This window comes from Embleya sp. NPDC050493, from assembly GCF_044458105.1.
Lineage (GTDB): Bacteria > Actinomycetota > Actinomycetes > Streptomycetales > Streptomycetaceae > Embleya.
In genome coordinates this window covers 232724-256027 of sequence record NZ_JBITHP010000013.1, presented here as the reverse complement: position 1 = coordinate 256027, position 23304 = coordinate 232724, and the positions used below count along the sequence as shown (strand labels likewise).

Sequence of the window (23304 nt, the reverse complement as noted above, 5' to 3'; positions counted from 1 at the left end):
GCCTGGTCGACGCCGCCGGATGTGCTGTCGGTGGCCGTCGACGAACTCGCCGGGCAACCGGCGCCCGGATTCGTGGACTTGCGCGTGGGGCCGGCGCCCGGGTTCGTGGCGGGCCCGCTCGCGGACCGCGCCTTCGGGTCGGGCCGGCCGTGCGTAGGTGCCGTGCGTCGGTCGAGGTCGCGTGGGTCCTGCGGAACGAGCACGCATACCGACCCCGCGCGCCGCCCGGCGACCGGACTTGCCCACCCGCATCGGCTTCCGGGCACCCGGGCCCGGAGGCTCTCGACTGCTCGAACCGCCCGATTCGGAAGGCTGTCGATCGACGCACGGATCGTCCGCGCTCCGAGCGGCTCTCTCCCGCCCGGCCGCCCCGGAGTGGAAGTGCTCGGCTCCGGTTCGGCGTCGGCCGGCCGGCCGGATCCGATCGTTCGACGGGCACGATCCGCACGCGAACGGGTCGCCCGGAAATCCGGCCGGATGGCCGAAGTCATTCCCGATGTGGCTCGTTCGTGAATGTGCGATGGCACATGCCTTGCGGCGTCGTCAGGAAGGCGTCAAGAAGGCCCGGGTTTTCGAGCCGCAGCAGGTTGCGCACCTTATAGTGACCGCCCCGCGAACTCGGTCGGTCGCATCATCACGGCCGAAACCGGACACAATCCGGTTGGTCGAAACTTTTTCGCCGTTGCGCGGAATGGGATGATCGACTACCGAGCGGCTGGGGACGGTATCTCTCCGAAACAAGCCGTGGTCGGTTCCTTGATTTCCGGGAGTCGCTGAGATCTACTCGGGTGGGCCGTCGAAGAGAACCACATTGAATGTGGATCTTCAGGCGCCGGCAGGGCGTGACGCCGGTAGCCGCAACGCCAACGGGGATCTGTGAAGAGGCGAACGGGGCGAGTCGTTGATGCACGTATTCGTACACATGTCGGCCATTTCCGACCGCGCGATCTCGCAGACCGCGCGGCACGGTCGTACGCACGTGGAGCCCGGACCGTCGACCATCCGGCCGGGAGCGATCGGAGGGTGTCAATCGCGCCCGGTCGCGCCGGTGGGGTCGACGGTCGGCTGAATACATACCGGATGGGTCCGGTGTACCGCCCATGGCGGGGCTCCCCGTGGCGACGAGCTGCGCAGAGGGGATGATCTGCGCAACATTCGCTTGTTCGAACGTGCACTCACATGGAGGCATGGTGGCGAATCAAACCAGTCAAACCAGAAATCATGAAAGCGCGAGAGAGGCGCAGCTTCACTCGGGCCCGGGGGTCCTCCCCCGACCGCGAAGAGGCATGGCGGACCATCCGCATCACGGCCGGTTGCTCACGACGAAAGTGGGTTTGCAAATACCTGCCGACATGACCTTCGAGGACTGGGAGCAGGCCGGGCGCAAACTCTCCGGAATCCTGGATTCTTCGTCGTGGTGGCTCGGCGACTGGTTGGTATACGGGAAAGATCACTATACCGACCTGTACCAGCGTGGGATACGCGCGGCTGGGTTAAGCTACCAGACGCTGAGAAATTATGCATGGGTCTCGCGACGTTTCGAGTTCAATCGTCGGCGATCGGCACTGAGTTTCCAGCATCACGCCGAGTTGGCCTCGTTGCCCATTGCCGAACAGGAACTGTGGCTGGACCGTGCCGAAGAGATGAACTGGACCACCAAGCAGTTACGCGGCGCCATCCGCGACGTGCGGGCGGCGGCCGAGGGGCAGGACGTCCGCCAGGCCGAGGCGACCCGTCGGCTCGCGCTGCCGGGGGACCGTATCCAGTGGTGGTACAAGGCCGCGGAACAATCGGGGATCGACTTCGAGCAGTGGGTGCTCGCGACGCTGGACAATGCCGCGGAGCGGGCCCTGGAGGATGTCGAGGAGCAGGCGAGCGTCAACGCCTGACAGCAGGTGATCGGAAAAACACGGGTGATCGAGCCGAACGAACCGTCCGAGGCGGTTCGGCGCAGCACGATCCCGGGGGCCCGTGCTCGCGAGCGCGGGCCCCTTCGGTCCGCTCCGGCCCGGCCCGGCCGCCGTTCGGCGGCAGGAGCGCCGACGGATAACCGCGGAGCGATTCGAACAGCCGTGAACCGTCCGGCTCGCGATAGCGCGTGGGAACGATAATCCGGAACTCACCCTCTCTCGGTATTCCGGCGCGGCGACGGCCGCGGGCATCACGGCTTCGGCAGAGAAGTCGGCGGTTCGGAGTACGGATGCGAGTGAGCCGTACCGGTGACCGGAGCGTTGTCCTGTCGGCAGGACGGCGTGGGTCGTTTGTATTGCGGGCCGAATCCCTTGAAAGGTTTGCCCGGCCCCCTCTAAATTGAAGCCGCGGTGCCCCCCGACGCAATACCGAATGCGTTCCTCTTACGACCGATCGAGAAACGCGGGAGCATGGGCACGTCGGATGATGTTCATCGTGATCCCCGACCAGGGTCCTCTTCTTGGTTTCCGTGACCGACCCGTCGAAGATACGGAAGTCCCGGTCGCCGCCACGCTAGCGGGAGAGTTTTCTATGGGCACTTTTGCACGCGAAATCCACGACGTGGTGGGCATCGGTTTCGGCCCGTCCAATCTGTCGCTGGCCATTGCGTTGGACGAGTATCGAACCGAGGGTGCCGGCAGCAGTCGGTCGGGGCCGTCGGCGATGTTCTTCGAGCGACAGTCCTCGTTCGGCTGGCACCGCAATATGCTGTTGCCCGCGACGACGATGCAGATTTCCTTCATGAAGGATCTGGCCACCTTTCGCAATCCGGTGTCGCCGTTCGGCTTCGTGTCGTATCTGCACGCATCGGGTCGGTTGACGCAGTTCGTCAACAACCAGGACTTCTTTCCGACGCGCCAGGAATTCCACCAGTATCTGGAATGGGCGGCGGCCGGCTTCGCCGACCGGGTGCGCTACGGCACCGAGGTCACCGGGATCCGGCTGCCGGCCGCGACCGAGGGCGGAGCGGCCGAGCCGTACGTGGAACTGGAGGTCCGCACCGGCTCCACGACCCGGGTGGTGGGCGCGCGCAACGTGGCGATCTCGACCGGCCTGGTGCCGCGTATGCCCAAGGGTGTGCAGCGCGACGAACGTGTCTGGCACAGCTCGGAGTTCCTGGACAGGTACAGCCGGAGGAACCCGTCCGAGCTGAACACCGTGGCGGTGGTCGGCGCGGGCCAGAGCGCGGCCGAGATCACCCGTTACCTGTACGACGAACTTCCGCACGCGCAGGTCTACTCGATCATTCCGTCCTACGGCTACTGCGTCGCCGACGACACCCCCTTCGCGAACCAGATCTTCGACCCGGGGGCGGTGGACACCTACTTCTTCGGGACGGATCGTTCCCGGGAGGCGTTCTGGCACTACCACCGGAACACCAACTACTCGGTGGTCGACGACGAGGTGATCCGGGACCTGTACCGGCGCTCGTACGACGAAGAGGTGCGCGGCCTCGACCGGTTGCGCTTCCTCAACCTGTCCAGGGTCGACCAGGTCAAGCGGGCCGGTGACGAGACGCGGGTGTCGGTGCTGTCCCTGCCGACCGACGAGACGCGGGAACTGGACGTGGACGCGATCGTGTTCGCCACCGGATACGACGCGATGGAGCCGACCGCACTGCTCGGCGACCTCGACCGGCACTGCCTGCGCGACGAGAGCGGCCGGTACCGGGTCACCCGCGACTACCGGTTGCTCACCGCTCCCGAACTGAGCTGCGGCATCTACCTCCAGGGCGGCACCGAGCACACCCACGGTCTGACTTCCTCGCTGTTGTCGAACCTGGCCGTCCGCAGCGGCGAGATCGCCGAATCCATCATCGGCCGGCGCGCCGAACCGGCGGCGGAACCGTTGCTCCGGCCGGTGGTCGCCGGCGAGACCGGGTGACCCCTCCATCCGGGGCCCACGGCCCGTCGGTATCCCCGGCGGGCCGTACCCGAGCGCGGCGGGTCAGGGTTTGATGCCGACCGCGCCGTAGCCCCAGACGTTCTCCACCGTGTCCAGCGGGTGGTCCGGTTCCGCGTCCGGGTTCCAGTGGGTGCGCAGGCCCGGGTCGACCAGGTCGAAGCCGGCGAACATCGACAGGATGTCGTCGTGACTGCGCATGGTCATCTCCGCGGAGGCGTTCTTCCATCCGTCGGCGCCGATGCGGCCCTGGCTCGGGTTGGCGTCGAAGGACGCGTGCGAGAGCAGCAGCATGCTTCCGGCCGGAAGCGCGTCGCGGAGCCGGGCGACGATCTCGTGCGGCTTCTCGTCGTCCCGGATGAAGTGCAGTATCGCGACCAGCATCAGCGCGACGGGCTCGCCGAAGTCGATCACCTCCAGCACCTCGGGCGCGGACAGGATGTCCTCGGGCGAGCGCAGATCGGCCTGGGTGAAGGTGGTCCGGCCGGGTCCGGCGTCGGTCATCAGCGCCCGTCCGTGCACCAGCACGATCGGGTCGTTGTCCACGTACGCCACCCGGGCGTCGGGGGCGATCTCGTGTGCCACCTCGTGCGTGTTGCCCGAGGTGGGGATGCCGGTGCCGATGTCCAGGAACTGGCGGATGCCCCGACGGGCGGCGTAGCGCACCGCGCGGCGCAGGAAGAGCCGATTGAGCTGGAGGGTGACCGGCAGGTCGGGGATGGCGGCCACGATGGCGTCCGCCGTCGCGCGGTCGACCGCGAAGTTGTTCTTGCCGCCCAGCAGATAGTCGTAGATCCGGGCGGTGTGCGGAATGCTCGTGTCGATTCGGGCAGGCGACAACCGACTCTCGACCTCGTCGAGACGAGGCAGCCGCCACGCCTTCTCGTCGCCGTCCCCCGCGTCCCGCGCCGGTATGGATGTCACGTTCGCATGCCTCCGCACCACCGATTTCCTACCTTGGCCGAGCGTACTGCGGGCGTTCGCGGTTTGGGTTGGCGCGTAACGGCTGTCGAGGAATCGGTACACACCCGAAGTCGCCGGGCAACCAACCGGATCGAGCCGGTCGGCGAGGTGGGTGCCGGCGGTCGGCCCCCGTGGTGCGGACCGCCGGCCGATGATGGGTGAGCTACTCGGGCATGCCGTCGTCGACCCAGCGGGCGAACGCGTCGACCCGGTCGGCCGGCCAGGCGCCGTCGCACGGCATGGTGCCCTGGCGCAGCCGGGCCAGGATCGCCTCGGCATGCGTGCTCACGTCGGAGTGCGACCACAGGTCGAACATGAAGCTCATCGACTTGCGGTCCATGTCCCGGAACAGCGGTTTGATGTGTGCGGCGAAGCCGATCGCCTCGTCCGCGGCCGGCAGCGGCGTGTCGGTCGTCTCCTCGTTCGGCGGCGGAGCCAGGGCGGACACCCGGGCGCCGGGAGTGGCACCGCAGACCCACCACCAGCGGGGCACCGGCATGTGGGCCGGCGGGCGGGCGCCGGGCTGCGAGTTCTCCACCGCGATCCGCGAGCCCCACTCGACGTAGCCGGCGAACGCGGCGCGGAACTCGGCGTCCCTGGGCAGGCCCGCGTCGTCGGCGGCGAGGCTGATCAACTGGGCCCAACGGGCCCGCCATTCCTCCTCGAGCGCCTTGCCGGCGTGCTCGCCGACCATGTGGTCGTAGCCGCCGTAGCGCTCGGTGTAGAGCTTGGGTCCGCCGAACGTCTCGACCAGCCAGGCCGCCACCCGCTCCGGGTGATCGGGTGCCATCCGGGCGAACAGCGGGGCCAGCAAAGGGTCCTGCGGGACGTACTTGTCGTAGAAGATGTGCGTCATTCGGGTCAGCGCGGGCAATCCGCCGGCCCATTCGTAGAGGGTGGGTTCGGCGGAGGGCGGCGGGTCGGCGAAACCGACGTACCAGTGCATGCCGCTACAGAACGGCTTGTTCCGCGAATGGCCGCACCGGCACAGGCTGTAGTGCTCGGTCGGGGCGCCCGGCCCGCGCGGCTCCGGCTCGCCGTCGGCGCCCGCCAGCGGGATCCCGCCGGTGACCCGGTACGGGCCGTCCAGCGACACCTCGATCGCCGGTTCGCGCTGCTGCGGCGGTGGTTGCCGCCCGTCGAGCAGGTAGTCCAGGGCGCCGGACGGGCAGGCCCGGACGGTTCGCACGATCTCGTCCATCCGGCCACCGGACGGCGCCACGAACGGCTCCTCCCGCTGCCGGAAGACCGCGGACAGCCGGTCGGTGCACAGACCCGAGTGTGCGCACAGGCCGCGGTTGTCGGTCACCGTGACCGGATCGCCGGGATGGTGGTGCCGTTCGTCCGGCACCCGGGCCGGATCCTTGGCGCCGCTGAAGCCGATCCGGGCGTGGCTGCCGTCGCACAGCGGCTTGGTGGCGGACTCGCCGCACCGGCACAGCGCGGTCTGCGGCAACACCGGGATCGGCTCGCCGAGCCGGTCGGTGACGTGGGTCGCGTTGGTCACCAGGTACGGGCCGTCCGGCGCGACCCGGATACCGGTGGGCAACTCGGCCTGGAGCGCCTCGATTTCGGCCACCAGTGCGGCACGGCTCGCGTCGTCGTCGGCGAACAGCCAGGCCAGATGCTGTAGCGCCGCCGCGGCCTCGGGCAGGGCCGGCGGTGGTTCGCCGACGATCTCGGCGCGCAACCGGGTGACGTCCGAGGCGAGTTCGCGGACCGTCGTCGCCGGATCCCGATCGGCGCCGACGGGGTGGGCCGGCTCCGGGCCGGTGGGGTCGCCGCCCAGCGCGAGCAGTGCCTCGGTCAACGGTCGGATCACCGTGTCGCGCAGCGGCTCGGCCGCGTCGGCGTCGGTCATCCGGCCGGTCAGTTCGTGGTCGAGAACCCGGGCCCGAGTCAGCACTGCCCGCAGCCGGACCTCGATGGACGTGCCGGTCATGGCGTGCAACCGATGGGTCGGCTCGACGGGATGATGGGACGGTTGAACACGATGGTCACGCTCGCTACCCCTGTCTTGGTGCGGTGCCGCTCAAGGCCATCCGGGCAATACAATACAGGAGTGTATTGAAATGGAAAGTGCCAGCCGCGGTTCCGGTCGCGCCCGGGACAGTGCGATCGACGCCCGGATCCTGGCCGTGGCCGGACGCCATCTGGCCCGCGACGGCTACGCCGCGATGTCGCTCGCGGCGGTGGCGCAGGAGGCGGGCACCACTCGGCAGGCGCTGTATCGCCGTTGGCCCGGCAAGGCCGAACTCGCCGCGGCGGTGGTCGCCGCGCTCGGCGAGGAGGAGCCCGCCGACCTCGCCGCGGACAATCCGTTCACCGCGCTGGTGGCCGAGCTGAGCGACTTCCAGCGCGGCGTCTCCAAACCCGGCCGCCTCTCCCTCGTCGGCACGATGCTCCAGGACACCACCGACCCGGACCTGCGCTCCCGCTACCGGTCCCGGGTGATCGCACCGCGCCGGGCGCGCCTGCTGGCCACCCTGGAGTCGGCCCGTCGCCAGGGCCACCTCGCGCCCGACGCCGACCTGGAGATCGCCCTGCCGATGTGCACCGGCGCCTGGTACGGCCGCGAACTCGCGGGCGCCCCGGTCCCGGCCGACTGGCCGTACCGCACCGCATCGCTGATCTGGCGCGCCCTCGGCGGCACGATCCCGCCCGGGACGCCACCGACCCCCGAGCCGGGACCGGCGGCGAACGCCGGTTAGCCGACCGCACATCGAGCGTGCGCCCGGGCCGCGCCGCCCGGGGCTACTCCTGCACGTCGCGCGCTCGGCGCGGCAGCAGGAACGCGGCGAGCAGGACGAGGGCGAGCGCGGCCACGACGACCCACAGGGTCTGCTCCAGTGCATCGGTGTACGCGTCGGCCCGATCCGCGCCGCCCGACGCGGCGGCGTCGAAGAAGAGGGTGCCCAGGACCGCGACGCCCAGGGTGGCGCCGAGTTGCTGGTTGGCGTTCAGCACACCGGACGCGGAGCCGGTCTCGTGCTCGTCGACGCTCGCCAGCGCGATGTCGAAGAACGGGGCGAGCACCAGGCCCATGCCGATCCCGACGACCAGCAGGGCCGGCGCGAGTTGCCCGGCGTCGACGCCGGTGCCCACCTGACGCAGCGTCAAGGACAGTGCGGCCACGCCCGCGGCCATCACCACGGCGCCGGCGTGCAGCACGGTACGGCCGAACCGGGGGACCAGTACCGCGCCCGCGGCCACCGCGCCGAGCACCACGCCCAGGGCGATCGGGGTGCTCGCCAGGCCGGCATGGATGGCCGACCAACCCAGGCCGATCTGGAGGAACAGGCCGAACACCAGGATCAGTCCGTTCATCGCGGCGAAGAACACCAGGCCGACCAGCAGGCTGCCGGAGAACGCACGTTTGGCGAGCAGGCTCGGGACCACCAGCGGTGCCCCGCCCGCCCGCGCGATCCGCCGTTGCCACCACGCGAAGGCCGCCAGGACCGGCAGGGCGCCTGCCATCGAGGCGAACGTCCAAGCGGGCCACCCCGATTCGCGCCCCTGGACGAGCGGATACACCAGCAGCAGCAGCGCGGCCGAGACCAGCGCCATACCGATCGGGTCGAGCCCGGGCCGCCGCTTCGCCCGCGACTCGGGCACGTAGCGCAGTGCGCCGAGGATGGCCAGGATGCCCAGCGGCACGTTGATCAGGAAGATCGCCCGCCACCCGGCGCCCGCGGGATCCGCCTCGATCAGCGCGCCCGCCACGATCGGGCCGCCCACCGAGGCCAGTGCCATCACCGGGCCGAACAGGCCGAAGGCCCTGCCGCGTTCCGTCGGTGCGAAGACCGACACCACCACGGAGTACGTCTGCGGAATGGTCAGCGCGGCGAACAGGCCCTGCACCGCGCGGGCGGCGATCAGCAGCCCGATCGACGGCGCGCCCGCGCACATCGCGGAGGTCGCGGTGAAGCCGCCGAGTCCGATCAGGAACATCCGGCGACGGCCGACGATGTCGCCGAGCCGACCGCCGGTGATCAGGCCGACGGCGAAGGTCAGCGTGTACGCCGCGGCGATCCACTGTAGGCCGGTCGAACCGCCGCCCAGATCCGCCCGTACCGACGGCGCGGCCACGCCGACCACGGTCGCGTCGAGCAGATCCATGGTCTCGGCCAGCAGGACCACGGCGAGCGCCGCCCACCGCCGGGGGTCTGGCATGGCCGGCGCGGGGGCCGGGGTCGGCGGTGCCGCCGACGCGAATGTGTTGACGTCCATGACGCTCCCTCGACGAATGGTGTTCGTGAATAACGATCCGCGTTCGGTGTAACGATCGCCGTTCGTTCCAGGAGTCAGTGTTCGGGTCAACTACGCTGTTCGCAACCCCCGATCGAAACAGGACGGCAACAGATGGCGAGAACGTCGCGGACCGGGCCCGGCGTCACCCCCGGCCGACCGCCCACCGACGCGGGCGCCGACGTACCGGACCTGCCCACGCCGCCGTGGCGCCGGGGCCGGGCCAAACCGGTGCGCCCGCCGCTGAACCGGGCGTCGATCGTCCGGGCGGCGCTGGCCGTGCTGGACGAGGGCGGGCTCGAAGCGGTCAGCATGCGGCGGGTCGCCGACGAGTTGGACACCGGTCCGGCGTCGTTGTACGTCCACGTGTCGAGCAAGGAGGAACTGCTCGAACTCGTGCTGGACCACGTGCTCGGCGACGTGGTGATCCCGGTGCCGGACCCCGAGCGCTGGCAGGCCCAACTCAAGGAGGTCGTGCTGGGCTTCCGGGCGGTGCTGGCCGCGCACAAGGACCTGGGCCGGGCGGTGCTGGCGGCGATCCCCTCCGGGCCCAATGCGTTGCGGATCAGCGAAGGGCTGCTGGCCGTCATGCGCGGCGGCGGTGTCCCCGAGCAGGCCAGCGCGTGGGTGCTGGACGTGCTTCAGCTCTACATCTCGGCCGATGTCTACGAGGCCGCGCTGCACCTGTCCCGGTCCGAGCACGGCGAGGATCCGATGGCGATGGCCCAGGCCTATCTCGGCGAGGTCATCGAGGCGCTACCGCGGGACCGCTTCCCGACCCTGACCGCGCTGAAGCCGCACATGACCAGCGGCGGCCGGATGGCCCGGGTCGAATTCGGCCTGGACGTCTTCATTCGCGGCCTGGCCGACATCCCCCGACCCTGACCCGAACAGCGCGCCGCCGCCGACTCGGCGGCCGGCGTCGGTCGGGGTCGGGCGGTGCACGCGGGATCCGGGACGAGAGCCACGCGGACCGGGATCGGGCGAGCGCCTGTCGCCGCAGCCGGGCGGTGACGACCAAGGCCCGGGCGGCGGTCAGGAGTGCGGGGCCTCCATGGTCGGGCGCAGGCGGGCGAGCAGGGCGAACAGGGTCAGGCGCTCGTCGGGGGTGAGGGCGTCGAGTGCGGCGCGCGTGGTCTTCATCTCGCTGCGGATGCGCCGGATCGTGGCGTGGCCCTCGTCGGTGGCCACCACGTTCTTGACCCGGCGGTCCTGGGGGTCGGGCTCGCGACGGACCAGGCCGCGCGATTCGAGCCGGTCCACGATGCCGGTGACGTTCGAGGCGTCGCACACCAGGCGGTCGGCGAGTCCGCGCATCGGCAGCGGACGGCGGAGCAGGGAGAGCGTCTTGGCCTGCACCGAGGTGAGGCCGTGCCGGCTGACCACGGCGGCGAAGTCGTGGAAGTACGCGGTCCCCACGGCGGCCATGGCGTCCATGATCTCGGCCGTGCTCGGGGCGGTGGGATCGACGTCGCCGGCCGTGGTGTCGGAGGTGGGGGCGTCGGTGTCCGCGGTGCTGCTCATGGATCCAAGTTAACGCAAAAAGGTTGAGGACTTCAACCTTTGAACTTGACGTAGCAATTTCCGAGTGTCTACGGTCGGATCCGGCGTATTACTTGAAGGCTTCAACCATCGATGCCGGCAAGCTTCACCTCGCCGCCCGAAGCCGTCCGAAGCCGCCCGAAGTCTCCGTCCCGAGCCCCGCTCGAAGTCCCCCTCCCAGGAAGAGCACCCCGTGAGCCCCACCCCGCCCGGCAAGGGCATCGGCAGCGGTACCGGCCCTGATTCCGGCCCCGGTTCCGCCACCGCCTCCGCCTCCGCCGACAAGCGACGATCCGGTGCCCCGCTGATCCTCGCCCTGGGTCTGGCCGCCATGGTCGTCGCGATGGCGCAGACCCAGGTCATCCCGATCCTGGGGCTGCTCCAGCAGGAGCTGGGCACCACACCCGCCGGCGTCGGCTGGGTGACCACCGCGACGCTGCTGTCCGCGGCGGTGTTCACCCCGCTGCTCGGCCGCTTCGGCGACCAGCACGGCAAGAAGCCGACGCTGATCGGCGTACTGATCGTGATGATCGCCGGCTCCGTGCTGGCCGCGGTCACGTCCTCGCTGCCGCTGCTGATCCTGGGCCGGGTGCTCCAGGGCGCGGCGACCGCGATCTTCCCGCTCGCGCTGTCGATCATCCGCGAGGAACTCCCGGTGGAGAAGCTGCCCGGTGCGATGTCGCTGATCAGCGGCACGCTCGCGTTCGGCAGCGGGCTCTCGCTGGTGGCCACCGGACTGCTCACCCGCGGCGACGACCCGAACTACCATCTGGTCTTCTGGTTCTCCGCGCTCCTGTCCGCCGTCGCCCTGCTCGCGGTGATCCTGCGAGTGCCGGCCAGTCGCACCAAGGCGGGCGGCCGGATCGATCTGCTCGGCGCGGCCACCCTCGGCCTGTTCCTGGTACTGCTGCTCCTGGGCATCTCGCAGGGCCACGAATGGGGCTGGGCATCCGGCCGGACCATCGGCGCCTTCGTCGGGTCCGTGCTGATGGCGGGCGTATGGGTCCGGGTCGAGCGCCGGGTCACCGACCCGCTGGTGGACCTGCGGATGTTCGTACACCGCCCGGTCCTGCTGACCAACCTGGCCGGCCTGTTCGTCGGCTTCGCCGCGTTCAGCCAGTTCATCGGCATCTCCTACCTGGTCCAGATGCCGGAGCGGGTGGCCGGCTACGGATTCACCGCGTCGGTACTGCGGGCCTCGGTCGAATACCTGCTCCCGGGCGCGTTGATCTCGCTGCTCGCGGCCCCGCTGGGCGGCGTCCTGGTGGGCAGGATCGGCGCCCGGGTGACCCTGGCGATCGGCTCGGTGGTGGGTATCGCCGGCTTCGCGTGGCTCGCCTTCGGCCACGGCGCGTCCGCGTCGGTGATCCTCGCGGGCATGCTCACCGGCATCGCGATCTCCTTCGGGTACGCGGCGATGCCCGCGCTGATCGTGGCCAACGTGCCGCACCACCAGACCGGCATCGCCAACGGCATCAACTCCATCTCGCGCAGCGTCGGCAGCTCGATCGCCAGCGCCGTGATCACCTCGCTGCTCGCCTCCAAGTCCGTTCCGGACCTGCCTGCCGGCGTCCCGCCGATCCCGGCCGAGAGCCGGTTCACGCTGAGCTTCGTGATCGCCGGCGTGATGCTGCTCCTGGTCGTCGGGGTGGCGTTGGCGGGCCTGAAGCGGGTACCCGCCAGGGCCGAACCCGTGGCCGTCCCGGTACCGCAGGACCGGCAGTCCGTGGACGCCTGACGGACGAACCGCCGCACGCCGACGGACAGGCCGTCACCGGGACGGACGGACGAGTCGCCACCCGGATGGACGGACAGCCACACCGACAGACGAACCGCCGCACCGACGCCCCGCCTCCCGACCCACTCCCACCGTCGAGAAAGGCCACCTCCGATGACCCCCACCACCAGCCGCGAATGGCACATCCTGGCCCGTCCCAAGGGCTGGCCGAAGGAGGAGGACTTCGCCCTGCGCGAGGTCGAGATCCCGGAACTCGCCGACGGGCAGATGTTGATCCGCAACCTGTTCCTGTCGGTGGACCCCGCGATGCGCGGCCGGATGAACGACGTCAAGTCGTACACCCCGCCGTTCGAGCTGAACAAGCCCATGGAGGGCGGTGCGGTCGGCCGGGTCGTCGCATCCCGGGCGGCCGGCTTCGAGGTCGGCGACGCAGTGCAGCACTGGCTCGGCTGGCGCGAGTACTCCGTGGTCGACGGCAAGGGGGCGGGCGCGCTCAAGGTCGACCCCGACCTCGCGCCGCTGTCCGCCTACCTGGGCGTCCTGGGCATGCCGGGCATGACCGCGTGGGCGGGCCTGCTCGACGTCGCCTCGTTCCGGCCCGGCGACGCGGTGTTCGTCTCCGGCGCGGCCGGCGCGGTGGGCAGCCAGGTCGGCCAGATCGCCCGGCTCAAGGGCGCCTCGCGTGTGATCGGCAGCGCCGGTTCGGCGGACAAGGTCGCGCTGCTCGTGGACGAGTACGGCTTCGACGCGGCGTTCAACTACAAGGACGGCCCGGTCGCCGAGCAGCTCGGCAAGGCCGCGCCCGACGGCATCGACGTGTACTTCGACAACGTCGGCGGCGAGCACCTGGAGGCCGCGATCGGCGCGCTGCACACGCACGGGCGGGTCGCGATGTGCGGCGCGATCGCGCAGTACAACGCCACCGAGCCGACCCCCGCGCCGCGCAACCTGGCGCTGTCGATCGGGAAGCGGCTGCGGCTCCAGGGCTTCATCGTGATCGACCACTTCGGCAGGCGCGACGAGTTCCTCGCCGAGGTCGGCGGTTGGCTGCGCGAGGGCAGGCTCAAGTACCGCGAGACGGTGGTCGAGGGGATCGAGAACAACCTCGACGCGCTCCTGGGCATGTTGCGCGGGGAGAACACCGGGAAGATGGTCGTCGCCCTGCCGGAGTGATGCGGCGAACCGATCCGGACCTGCCGAGGGGCCGCGCGTGGGGGTGGACGCGCGGCCCCTCGGGGCCTTTCCGGAAATGGCAACCCGGGCCGCCGAAGCGGGAGTTCGGGTCAGCCGAGGAACAGATAGTCGGCCTGGTAGGGCACCTCGGCAGTGGGCCGGCTCGCCGGGTCGCACGTGCCGGCCGGCGCCACGCCGCCCTGCGTGTTCAGCCGCAACACCTGGATGGTCGCAGAGAGCAGCCCCGGCTTGCCGGTCCGGGTCGCGTTCAGCACCAACTCGGGGATGTTGCCGTCACCGTTGGGCAACCTGGTCGCCACCGCACCGGTCACCGCGCTGCCGTCCGGAGCGATCCACTGCGGCGGCCCGGCCGTCGGATTCACGAAGCTGTGCTTGAGGTCGCCCTGAAGCTTGGCCGCCACGTCGAGCTGGGTGAACGCGGTGACGCCGTCCTTGGTCGTGCATTGGTAGATCTGCTTGCCGGCGACCACCGACAGGTTCAACGCCGGCGACTTCGGGGTCACCTTCCGCTCCAGCTGCCCGCGCACCGCGCCGCCCGGGAACTCGCCCGTGTGCAGGTTGGTGTAGTAGTTCGCGGGCGTCGCGTCGATCCGCTCGACCACGGCCGGGTCGATCCCCTCCACGGTGCCCGCCAGGCCGGTCACCGACTGCGGCAACCCGCCCCGCGCGTCGAACAGCGGGGCGACCACGTCGCCGTTGCTGCCGGCCGCCGCCTTGTGCAGGTGGCCCAGCGTGGGTGGGGCCACACCGGTCCAACTGAACGACCAGTCGATGCAGTTGCCCCACGGGCGCACCGAGGTGTCGGCGCGGCCGTTCGGGTCGCCGGTCTTCTTGCCCTCGGCGTTCGGCACTTCTTGCTTGCCCGTCGCCTCGGCGGGCAGGGTGCCGTTCTTGAGCACGCTGTTCACGTCGACCGGACGGGCGAGCCCGACCAACTGCCCGCGGATGGCGCCGCCGGGGAACTCGCCGGTGTGCACGTTGAAGTACAGGCTCGCCGGGTCGGCCTTGATCTTCTCCAGCAGCGCGGCATCGGTGACCTTGACGCTCCCGGTGACCGCGTTCGCGGTACCGGGCAGCACCGATGCGAAGAACGGCACCTTCACCTCGCCGTTCCTGCCCTTGCCGCCCAGGTGCAGGTGGGCCGCGGTCGGCGCGCCGATGCCCTCCCAGCGGATCCCGAAGGTCACCTGGTCGCCCTTGATCCGGACCAGCGCGGTGCCCTTGCCGTCCTTGTCGCCGACCGCCGCATTGCCGCCGGGGACCTCGTTCGCGCCGGACAGGCCCGCGGCGAAGAAGGTCTCCTCGCCGGTCGCGGGCTCGGCCGCGCCGGTGGTGGTGCGGTCGGAGGCGGGGACCGCGCCGCCGTGCTCGGAGCCGTGTTCGGTGCCGTGCTCCGAGCCGTGTTCGCCGCCGGGCGAGCCGGGGTCGTTGGCGCCCCTGGCCACGTTGACCGAATCGGTCTTCGTGGTACCGGACTTGGTGTCCGAGGACGAGCAACCGGTGACGGTCAACGCGAGACCGGCGGCGAGGGCGATGGTGGGCAGCGTGTACCTGCGTACGGACATGACGTGTCTCCCCGAGGACATGGGTCGGTGAATTCGTGTGCCTGGAAGGGCCGGGCCTCGTCCGCGTCGATGGCGCGGGGGCGCGCGGGCCGGTGGTGGTGCCGGGTACTGCGGTGCTGCGGGTTACCTGCGGTGTGGCTCGGTAACTCGGCCGTGCCGCCCGGCGGTTGACCGGGATGGCGCCGGCCGGGACGGCGTCTCGATCGACGTGCCCCACGGTCGGGTCGGCATCGACGGCGCGGGCGGGCCGTCGGTGCTCGGGTCGATCAGTTGCCGTAACCGCCGCTGCCGGTCGAGGGCTTGTCGGTCTGCGGCGCCGTGCTCGCCGCGGCGCCGGCCTTCTTGCCGTCGGGGGTCACCGCGAACCAAGTGCCGTTCACGCCCTGGCCCTTGGTGTCACCGGGCTTGGCGTCGGCTGCGAACCGGTAGACCGGCCAGCCGCCGATGGTGACCTGGGTGCTGCCGTCGCCGCGGGTGACGCTGCCGACCGCGGACTGCTCGACGCCGTTGACCGTCACACCGCCGGTGGTGGTGACCGCGGGCCACTTCACGAGGCAGTCGCCGTCGCAGTTCGACTTGGCCGGCTTGGCGGTGTCCTTGTCGAAGCGGTACAGGGTGAAGCCGGCGTCGTCGGTGACGATCGCACCGAGCTTGGCGTCGGTGCCGGCCTTCAGCACGGCCTTGCCCGCCGTGCCGTTCGCGCTCTGGCCGGGTGCGGCGGGTGTGCCGGGCGTGGTCTGCGCGGGCCGGGACTGCTGCGTGGTGGCGTCGGCGGCCTTGCCGTCGTCCTTCGAGTCGCTGCCACAGGCGGACAGACCCAGGCCGAGCGCGCCGGCGACGGCGACTGCGGCGATGCTGCGGGTGCTGAAAACAGGCATGGTGAACCCCCGGGAGATGATCGATGGTTTTGACGAACGGCGTTACGGGAGACGGGTTTTGGGTCCCGTTCCCGAGTCGGCCGGTGCTGGTGCCGGTCGTTGCGCGAGCCTTGTTGCGCGTCGACATCCAGCAGTACGGGGGAGGGGTCGAAGAGGGTTCAACGTCGCCGAAAGTTTTTTTCGAGGATTGCCGACCGAATCCGAACCGGCCCCGGCGAAAACCTTCGCCGGGGCCGGAAAGTGCAGGTGGGCGGCCTACCAGGCGGCCGGTGCGTAGTCCTTGAGGAAGCAGCCGTACAGGTCCTCGCCGGCCTCGCCGCGCACGATCGGGTCGTACACCCGCGCGGCGCCGTCGACCAGGTCGAGCGGCGCGTGGAAGCCCTCGTCGGCGAGCCGCATCTTCTGCGGGTGCGGGCGCTCGTCGGTGATCCAGCCGGTGTCCACGGCCGTCATCAGGATGCCGTCGGAGAGCATCTCCTCGGCGCTGGTGCGGGTCAGCATGTTCAGCGCGGCCTTGGCCATGTTGGTGTGCGGGTGGCCCGGGCCCTTGTAGCCGCGGCTGAACTGGCCCTCCATCGCGGACACGTTGACCACGTACTTGCGGCGGGCCTTGGCCGCGGCCATCGCCGGGCGCAGCCGGCTGACCAGGACGAACGGCGCGGTCACGTTGCACAGTTGCACTTCGAGCAGTTCCACCGGGTCCACCTCGTGCACCCGCTGCGTCCAGCTGTTCACCGGGTCCAGGTCGGGCACCAGGCCGCCCGCGTCGATCGCGGTGCCGGTCTCGATCCGGGCCGGCGAGGCCGAGCCGCTGGTCAGCGCGAGCGCGGTGAGCGCCTGCGGGGTCAGCGCCTGGTCCTCCGAGCGGGACTGGCCGGGCAGCAACACGTGGCCGCTGCCGCCGATGTGGCCGAACGAGACCATCTCCGGCAACTCGCCGGCCGGCAGCGGCGCGGCCTCGGCGGCGGCCAACGCGGCGTACGCCTGCGGGGTCCGGCGGACCGTCTGTGCGGCGTTGTTGATCAGGATGTCCAACGGCCCGGCCTCGGCCACCGAGTCGGCCAGGGCGACCACCTGGGCCGGGTCGCGCAGGTCTATCCCGGCGATCTTGAGCCGGTGCAGCCAGTCCGCGCTGTCCGGCATCGCGGCGAACCGGCGGATCGCGTCGTTGGGAAAGCGGGTGGTGATCGTGGTGTGCGCGCCGTCGCGGAGCAGCCGCAGTGCGATGTACATGCCGATCTTGGCCCGGCCGCCGGTGAGCAGGGCGCGGCGCCCGGTCAGGTCGGTGCGCTGGTCGCGGCGGGCCCGGTTCTCGGCGGCGCACTCGGGACACAGCTGGTGGTAGAAGGCGTCCACCTCGCGGTAGCGCTTCTTGCAGATGTAGCAGGCCCGGGCGCGTTCGAGCACGCCGGCGATCTCGGTCGTGGTGACCGTGGTCAGGGCGATGCCCAGCGTCTCGTCGTCGATCCGCCCCGGCGCGCCCGTCGCGGTGGCGGCGGTGACCGCCTCGTCGTTGGCGATCACCCGGTCCCGGCGCTCCTTGCGCCGCCGCTCCTTGACGCTCTTGTAGATGGCGGCGGTGGCCCGCCGGATCCGCACCGCGTCCGGGTGCTCGACGTCCAGGTCCTCGACCTCGGCGAGCACGCTCAGGCACAGCTCCATACGCGCGGGGTCGATCCCCTCCGCCACGCTCGTGTCCGCCTGAATCTCGCTACTCGCTGTCATCGCCGTTGCCGTTTCCTGTGTTCGCCGCCACCACAAAACCCCGGCGAAACTCTACGTCGTGCCGGGACCTGGACCAATTCCCGCGCCCGCGGGCCCGGGTGCGCCGGCGTTCGGGCACTCGCGCATCACGCACCGCCACGGCGCCGGTGCGGGCGGCGCGCGCCACGGCTTGCCGGCCCCGCGCGGTGCCGGCGCGTCGGCGCGGACCCCTCGACCGCGCGAGTCGCGCCCCCGGACCCCCCGTGTGGCCCGGGGGCGCGACGTTCTCGGGCGTGGCTCAGGTGCGGGACCAGCCGTAGGTGCGCTCGACGGTGATGCGGATGACGACGCGGTGCTCCGCGGCCATCACGGCGCGGTACTCGGTCCAGTCCGGGTGCTCGCCGACGATCCGGCGGTAGACCTCGACCAGTTCGTCGGCCGTCGGATCGTCGGGGGAGCGGCATTCGGCGCCGATCTCGGCGAGGCCCTCGGCGACCAGGTAGCCGGCGTAGTCGGGAGCGGTGACCAGGAAGCTCGCGCGCGGGTCGCGGGCCAGGTTGCGGGTCTTGGCCCGGTCCGCGGTGGCCGAGATGCGGATCAACCGGCGGTCCGGCTCCCAGAGGTAGGAGACCGGGGAGAGCTGGGGGCGGCCGTCCCGCTTGAGGGTGGTGAGGACGCCGCGTCGGTCGGTGCCGAGGAGTTCCGTGTCCATGGGTGCGGGCTCGCCTTCGTTACGGGCCTCAGCGTCAGCCGGGGCAGGAACCAGTGGGCCAGTGGCCCGATGGAGAGGGTGAACACGACCGTGCCGATGCCGACCGTCCCGCCCAGCAGCACACCCGCCAGCAGGACGCTCGCCTCGATCACGGTGCGGCCCACCCGGATCGAATGGCCGCGGGCGGCCCACCCGGTCATCAGCCCGTCGCGCGGGCCCGGGCCCAGGCCGGCGCCGATGTACAACCCGGTGGCGATCGCGGTCACCAGGACGCCGGCGACCAGCAGCGCCGCCCGCACCGGCAGGTTCTCCGGCGCCGGCAGCAGCCCCAGCAGCGCGTCCACCACCAGGCCGACCACCACGACGTTGGCGATCGTGCCGATCCCGGGTCGTTGCCGCAGCGGGATCCACAACAGCAGCACCAGGACGGCGGTGCCGATCACGATCCGCCCGAACGGCAGCCCGGTGCGCTCCGCGACGCCTTCGTGCAGCACGTTCCAGGCGTCCAGGCCCAGCCGTGCCCGCACCATCAGCGCGATGCCGACACCGAACAGGGCCAGGCCGAGAAACAGCCGGACCAAGCGATTCGGCAGGCGATCGAGTGTGCTCACGGAGCATCCGGCCTTCCTGGGCACACCGCCGGCGCCGACGTCACGGACATCGGGGACGTCGAGTCGGCGGAAGTAGTTGATGTGTCATGTAGATCGTCCCGGGCAGGTACATGACATGTCAAGTAGCTGCTAGATTGGCGGCCATGGCCCGTATCGAGGAGACACCCTGGCTCGACCCGGGGCAGCAGCGCGCGTGGCGGGGATATCGCCGATTGCGGCTGCTCGTGGACACCCGGGTGGCTCGTGATCTGGCCGTCGACTCGGGTCTGTCCGATCCCGACTACGACGTGCTGTCCGAACTCTCCGAGGCGGCCGGACATCGGCGCAGGCTGGGCGAGTTGGCGGAGCGCATGTTGTGGTCGCAGAGCCGGATGTCGCACCACGTCAAGCGCATGCAGCAGCGCGGCCTGGTCCGGCGCGAGGAGTGCGCGCGGGACGGGCGCGGCGCCGAGGTCGTGCTGACCGCCGAGGGACTGCGGGTGATCGAGGAGGCCGCGCCGCGGCACGTCGCCTCGGTCCGACGGAACCTGATCGACCTGCTCAGCGCGGAGCAGATCGCGATGCTGGAGCAGATCGCCGACACCGTGGTCGAGCGCATCGAACCCCGCACCTGACCCGCGGCCCGGACGCCCGCCGGCACCCGGGACGCCCACCCGCGGCCCGCACGGGCGCGAGCCGCCCGCGACCGAGGGCGTGGGCGGCGCGCGGGAGACGGCCTCCGCCCGGGAATGCCTCGACGGTGACCGTGTTGCCGCGCGACCCGATCTCCCCGGCGCGGGCGACGCCCGTCAGGCGCCCTGCGCGTAACCCTTGGCGACGTGTTCGAGCCACCACTGCGGCGCGGCGTTCATCAGCGTGCCGAAGTCCCAGTAGTCGTGCCAGCGCACGATCTTCCCGTCCCGGAACTCGTGGATCGACACGAACGGCAGGACCACCTGCTCGCCGCTCTCCCAGTGCCACTCCTCCGCGTGTTCGGTGACCACCAGATCGCCTTCCGCGACGGTGCTCCTGTGGTGATGGATGTAGCCGGTGAGCATCTCCAGGCCCAGCCGCAACCGGGCCTCGACGGCGGCCGGCCCGGTCGCGCCGGGTCCGGGCGCAGCGACGTCCGTGTAGTGGCCGTCGGCGGCGAAATAGGCCGCGACCTTGGCGAAGTCGCGGGCGTACAGGTCCTGCCAGAACTGCTCGATCAGCCGCTTGTTCGCGGTCGCGTCACTCATGGCGCGCACCCTACGCACGGGCGCCGAAACTAAACAGAGGCAAGCTTCTCGGTGGCAGGCTTCTCGGCGCGGGGTCAGCTCCGGTCGAGCAGCAGCGCGGTGAGCAGCGGCGCGTCCGGCCAGGCCGGACGCAGGTCGCCGAGCACCCGGTAGCCCCACCGCTCGTAGAGCGCCAGCACCCTCGGGTGGGTCGGATCCACCAGCAGGGTCACCCGCTGCTCGGTCCGGGCCGCCAGCAGCGTGTCGTGAATGGTGCGGGCCGCGCCCGAACCGCGCCACGGTTCGCGGACCATCAGCTCGTTGAGCGCGAACGTGCGCCGACCGTCCTCCTCGATGTCCACCGCGGGTACCGGATCGGTCAGTCCGATCCACCAGCGCGCACCGGCCTGGAGTGTGTAGCCGAACGCGTAGCCTACGGGGACGTCCCGGCTCCAGCCCACCACGCACTCGAAGCCCGGTGCGGCGGCGTAGCCGGCCAACCGCTCCGCGAAGCTGTGCACCGAGTGGAAGGGGCGGTCCAGATCGGCCGCGTACACCTCCGCGTAGACGTCGAGCAGCACCTGCCGGATCTCGTCGAGGTCGCCGCCCCGGTGATGGGTCCGCTCGATCTCGGTAGCCACGCTTCCTCCAGGTAGAGGTCATCGGCCCCCGGGCGGATCTTCCCCCGCCCCGCGCACGCCCACGCTCCGACGCCCTGATGAACCGTCAACGACCTTGCCCGGTACGGAAATACTCGACGCGGACCGGGTTCGCATGATCCCCTGCCGGTATGGCTGACCCCCTCCACGAACGCGACCTCGCCCGGCCCGCCCTCGACCTGGTGGCCAGGGCCGCCGGGCCCTATCTGGAGGCGCTTCCCGAGCTGCCGGTCCGGGATCCGGCCGCCGACGTGCTCTTCGACCGGCTGGGTGGACCGCTGCCCGAGCGCGGCGACGGCACGCTGGCCGGCGTCGAGGAACTGCTCGACATCGGCACCCGCGCCGCGATGCAGTCCTCGGGGCCCCGGTTCTTCCACTTCGTCGTCGGCGGCGCCACGCCCGCCGCCCAGGCCGGCGACTGGATCACCGCGCTGCTGGACCAGGCGGGCGGGCTGTGGGCCGCGTCGCCGCTCGCGACCGAGGCCGAGACGGTGGTGCTCGGCTGGCTCAAGGACCTGTTCGGGCTGCCCGACGCGTACGGCGGCGTGCTCACCCCGAGCGCCACCCTCGCCAATCTGACCGCGCTCACCTGCGCGCGCCACTGGTGGGCCGGGCAGCACGGCGTCGACGTGAGCGCCGACGGGCTCGCCGGACTGCCGACCATGCCGGTGCTGGCGAGCGGATACGTGCATCCCAGCAACCGCAAGGCCTTGCAGATCCTGGGCTGCGGGCGGGACACGCTGCGGGTGTGCGCGCGTGATGCCGCGGGCCGGGTGGACATCGACGCGATGGAGCGGGCGCTGATCGAGATCGACGGACCCGCGGTGCTGATCGCCACCGCGGGCGAGGTCGACACCGGCGACTTCGACCCGATCGACGCGCTCGCCGACCTGGCCCGGCGCTACGGCGCGTGGCTGCACGTGGACGGCGCGTTCGGCCTGTTCGCCGGCGTCTCGCCACGGCTGCGCCATCTGGTCCGCGGCGTCGAGCGGGCGCACTCGGTGGCCTCCGACGGGCACAAGTGGCTCAATGTGCCCTACGAGAGCGGCTTCGCCTTCGTGCGCGACGCCGAGCTGATGGGCAGGGCGTTCGGCGCGTGGAACGCCCCGTACCTGCCCGGTGCCGGCGACACGCACCTCAACTACGCCGCACTCGGGCCGGAATCCTCGCGCCGGGCCCGGGCGTTGCCGATCTGGGCCACGCTGCGCGCGTACGGCAGGTCCGGATACCGGGCGATGATCGAGCGGCACCACGACCTGGCGACCCACCTCGGCACGCTGGTCGAGCAGGCCCCGGATCTGGAACTGCTGGCCCCGGTCCGGCTGTGCGTGGTGTGCCTGCGCTACCGCCCGGACGCGGCGCTCGGCGAGGCCGAACTCGACGAGCTGAACCGCCGGCTCGGCGCCGAACTCAACGAGGACGGTCGGGTGTACGCCGGCACCACCGTGTACGAGGGCCGGGTCGCGCTGCGACCGGCGATCGTGAACTGGCGAACCACCGCGCCGGACGTCGAACTGTTCGCGCACGTGGTCCGGGAGATCGGTGCGCGGGTGACGGCGGACCTGCGTGCGGGTGTGCCGGCGCGCGCCGAGGAGCCGGCCCCGAGCGGCGACGCAGGCGCCCTCGAATAACTTTGCGACCGCACCGCGTGAACCGAGACTTCCGGGGCAGACGTCCGGGCGGAGGTGGTTCAAGATGATTCCGCTGCTTGTAGTGCTTTTGCTCGCTTTGATCCTGTTCGGTGCAGGATTCGCCCTCAAGGCTCTCTGGTGGATAGCCATCATCGTATTGGTGCTGTGGGCCCTCGGGTTCGTCTTCCGCAGCGCCGGCGCGGGTGGTCGTCGCGGGCGTTGGTACCGCTGGTAGCCGACGCGTCGCCGAACCACCGGAGACGGGGCCCGTCCAGGCGGCGGGCCCCGTCGCCGCGCCCGGAATCGGTCGATGCGCCGCGTGCCCCATCGGGCACGACGTGCCGTCGAAACGATGTTGCGCAAGGGTCTGGACGGCGGAACGGTAGGAGTACTTTGGGGAGACCGAGGGCACCTCGTATGCCGTCATCCATGGCGGCGTCGTCTGCGGCGATCCGGACATCCGCGCACCAGACCGACCAGAGGATTCGAACCCATGTACTCACAGCACTCGATCGCGGGACACCGCCGAAGCGCTCGACCGGAGACCACGGTCGAGATGACCTACGGCCTGGCCTGCACGATGTGCGGCCGCGACCTGCGGGCCACGGCGGAGCGACCCGCGCACGACGCGGTGCCGGTCGGACACGTGGAGGGGCGGCAGACCTTCGCGTGCCGAGGAGTGTGCGCCCGGTTCGCGAGCGGTTCGGCGGACGGGATCGCCGAGGAACCGGTGCCCCTGGACGAGCGGGTGGCGGCCTTCCCGACCGAGTGAGGTCCGCGAGGCCGA

At 71.0% G+C, this 23304-nt stretch carries 21 protein-coding genes; 10 read left to right on the top strand and 11 right to left on the bottom strand.

The window, feature by feature from the left end; all coding sequences use genetic code 11:
- Nucleotides 1-1286 precede the first annotated feature (1286 nt).
- Nucleotides 1287-1889 carry an LmbU family transcriptional regulator gene (locus ACIBM5_RS25210; protein ID WP_391587669.1) on the top strand — a complete coding sequence of 201 codons (603 nt, stop codon included), beginning with the start codon at nucleotides 1287-1289 and terminating at the stop codon, nucleotides 1887-1889.
- 613 nt (nucleotides 1890-2502) lie between these two features.
- Nucleotides 2503-3855, top strand: a complete 1353-nt coding sequence (locus tag ACIBM5_RS25205; RefSeq protein ID WP_396008890.1) for a lysine N(6)-hydroxylase/L-ornithine N(5)-oxygenase family protein — start codon at nucleotides 2503-2505, stop codon at nucleotides 3853-3855.
- A gap of 63 nt (nucleotides 3856-3918) precedes the next feature.
- Here the strand turns inward: ACIBM5_RS25205 and ACIBM5_RS25200 are convergent, their stop codons facing one another.
- Both ACIBM5_RS25200 and ACIBM5_RS25195 read right to left on the bottom strand, forming a co-directional pair.
- A complete protein-coding gene (locus tag ACIBM5_RS25200) occupies nucleotides 3919-4797 on the bottom strand; it encodes an SAM-dependent methyltransferase (RefSeq protein WP_391587671.1) in 879 nt (292 codons plus the stop codon).
- Between the two features lie 202 nt (nucleotides 4798-4999).
- Nucleotides 5000-6778, bottom strand: a complete 1779-nt coding sequence (locus ACIBM5_RS25195) for a CDGSH iron-sulfur domain-containing protein (protein WP_396008889.1) — start codon at nucleotides 6776-6778, stop codon at nucleotides 5000-5002.
- A 130-nt stretch (nucleotides 6779-6908) separates the two neighbouring features.
- Between ACIBM5_RS25195 and ACIBM5_RS25190 the strand changes: the two genes are divergently transcribed.
- Nucleotides 6909-7547: a TetR/AcrR family transcriptional regulator gene (locus tag ACIBM5_RS25190; RefSeq protein WP_396008888.1), complete on the top strand. Its 639-nt coding sequence runs from the start codon at nucleotides 6909-6911 to the stop codon at nucleotides 7545-7547.
- A gap of 43 nt (nucleotides 7548-7590) precedes the next feature.
- On the opposite strand, the gene ACIBM5_RS25185 is transcribed toward ACIBM5_RS25190, so the two are convergent.
- Nucleotides 7591-9066, bottom strand: coding sequence for an MFS transporter (locus ACIBM5_RS25185; RefSeq protein ID WP_396008887.1), 1476 nt, complete (start codon nucleotides 9064-9066; stop codon nucleotides 7591-7593).
- A 132-nt stretch (nucleotides 9067-9198) separates the two neighbouring features.
- On the opposite strand from ACIBM5_RS25185, the gene ACIBM5_RS25180 reads away from it, so the two are divergent.
- Nucleotides 9199-9969, top strand: coding sequence for a TetR/AcrR family transcriptional regulator (locus ACIBM5_RS25180; protein WP_396008886.1), 771 nt, complete (start codon nucleotides 9199-9201; stop codon nucleotides 9967-9969).
- Nucleotides 9970-10119: 150 nt separating this feature from the next.
- Here the strand turns inward: ACIBM5_RS25180 and ACIBM5_RS25175 are convergent, their stop codons facing one another.
- Nucleotides 10120-10608 carry a MarR family winged helix-turn-helix transcriptional regulator gene (locus ACIBM5_RS25175; protein WP_396008885.1) on the bottom strand — a complete coding sequence of 163 codons (489 nt, stop codon included), beginning with the start codon at nucleotides 10606-10608 and terminating at the stop codon, nucleotides 10120-10122.
- A 211-nt stretch (nucleotides 10609-10819) separates the two neighbouring features.
- Here ACIBM5_RS25175 and ACIBM5_RS25170 point away from each other — a divergent pair, with 211 nt between their 5' ends.
- Nucleotides 10820-12364, top strand: coding sequence for an MFS transporter (locus ACIBM5_RS25170; RefSeq protein ID WP_396008884.1), 1545 nt, complete (start codon nucleotides 10820-10822; stop codon nucleotides 12362-12364).
- Between the two features lie 153 nt (nucleotides 12365-12517).
- Nucleotides 12518-13537 carry an NADP-dependent oxidoreductase gene (locus tag ACIBM5_RS25165; RefSeq protein ID WP_396008883.1) on the top strand — a complete coding sequence of 340 codons (1020 nt, stop codon included), beginning with the start codon at nucleotides 12518-12520 and terminating at the stop codon, nucleotides 13535-13537.
- Nucleotides 13538-13647: 110 nt separating this feature from the next.
- Here ACIBM5_RS25165 and ACIBM5_RS25160 read toward each other — a convergent pair whose 3' ends face one another.
- The 5 genes from ACIBM5_RS25160 to ACIBM5_RS25140 form a co-directional block, all read right to left on the bottom strand.
- Nucleotides 13648-15123: a CHRD domain-containing protein gene (locus ACIBM5_RS25160; RefSeq protein ID WP_396008882.1), complete on the bottom strand. Its 1476-nt coding sequence runs from the start codon at nucleotides 15121-15123 to the stop codon at nucleotides 13648-13650.
- 266 nt (nucleotides 15124-15389) lie between these two features.
- Nucleotides 15390-16001: a hypothetical protein gene (locus ACIBM5_RS25155; protein WP_396008881.1), complete on the bottom strand. Its 612-nt coding sequence runs from the start codon at nucleotides 15999-16001 to the stop codon at nucleotides 15390-15392.
- Nucleotides 16002-16256: 255 nt separating this feature from the next.
- Entirely contained in the window at nucleotides 16257-17726 is a 1470-nt protein-coding gene (locus ACIBM5_RS25150) for an SDR family NAD(P)-dependent oxidoreductase (RefSeq protein WP_391587681.1), read from the bottom strand.
- 277 nt (nucleotides 17727-18003) lie between these two features.
- Entirely contained in the window at nucleotides 18004-18417 is a 414-nt protein-coding gene (locus tag ACIBM5_RS25145) for a PPOX class F420-dependent oxidoreductase (protein WP_396008880.1), read from the bottom strand.
- Nucleotides 18303-19028 carry a YitT family protein gene (locus tag ACIBM5_RS25140; protein ID WP_396008879.1) on the bottom strand — a complete coding sequence of 242 codons (726 nt, stop codon included), beginning with the start codon at nucleotides 19026-19028 and terminating at the stop codon, nucleotides 18303-18305. The genes ACIBM5_RS25145 and ACIBM5_RS25140 overlap by 115 nt, the downstream gene beginning before the upstream one ends.
- Before the next feature lie 143 nt (nucleotides 19029-19171).
- On the opposite strand from ACIBM5_RS25140, the gene ACIBM5_RS25135 reads away from it, so the two are divergent.
- Nucleotides 19172-19642 carry a MarR family winged helix-turn-helix transcriptional regulator gene (locus ACIBM5_RS25135; protein WP_396008878.1) on the top strand — a complete coding sequence of 157 codons (471 nt, stop codon included), beginning with the start codon at nucleotides 19172-19174 and terminating at the stop codon, nucleotides 19640-19642.
- A 174-nt stretch (nucleotides 19643-19816) separates the two neighbouring features.
- Here the strand turns inward: ACIBM5_RS25135 and ACIBM5_RS25130 are convergent, their stop codons facing one another.
- Together ACIBM5_RS25130 and ACIBM5_RS25125 are read right to left on the bottom strand one after the other, a co-directional pair.
- Nucleotides 19817-20248, bottom strand: coding sequence for a nuclear transport factor 2 family protein (locus tag ACIBM5_RS25130; protein WP_396008877.1), 432 nt, complete (start codon nucleotides 20246-20248; stop codon nucleotides 19817-19819).
- A gap of 74 nt (nucleotides 20249-20322) precedes the next feature.
- Nucleotides 20323-20868, bottom strand: a complete 546-nt coding sequence (locus tag ACIBM5_RS25125; protein WP_396008876.1) for a GNAT family N-acetyltransferase — start codon at nucleotides 20866-20868, stop codon at nucleotides 20323-20325.
- Between the two features lie 149 nt (nucleotides 20869-21017).
- On the opposite strand from ACIBM5_RS25125, the gene ACIBM5_RS25120 reads away from it, so the two are divergent.
- From ACIBM5_RS25120 to ACIBM5_RS25110, 3 genes are all read left to right on the top strand, one after another.
- Nucleotides 21018-22517, top strand: coding sequence for a pyridoxal phosphate-dependent decarboxylase family protein (locus ACIBM5_RS25120; RefSeq protein WP_396008875.1), 1500 nt, complete (start codon nucleotides 21018-21020; stop codon nucleotides 22515-22517).
- 64 nt (nucleotides 22518-22581) lie between these two features.
- On the top strand, nucleotides 22582-22752 hold the full coding sequence (locus ACIBM5_RS25115) for a DUF5670 family protein (RefSeq protein WP_391587688.1): 171 nt from the start codon (nucleotides 22582-22584) through the stop codon (nucleotides 22750-22752).
- Between the two features lie 258 nt (nucleotides 22753-23010).
- A complete protein-coding gene (locus ACIBM5_RS25110; RefSeq protein ID WP_396008874.1) occupies nucleotides 23011-23289 on the top strand; it encodes a hypothetical protein in 279 nt (92 codons plus the stop codon).
- The last annotated feature ends 15 nt before the right edge of the window (nucleotides 23290-23304 follow it).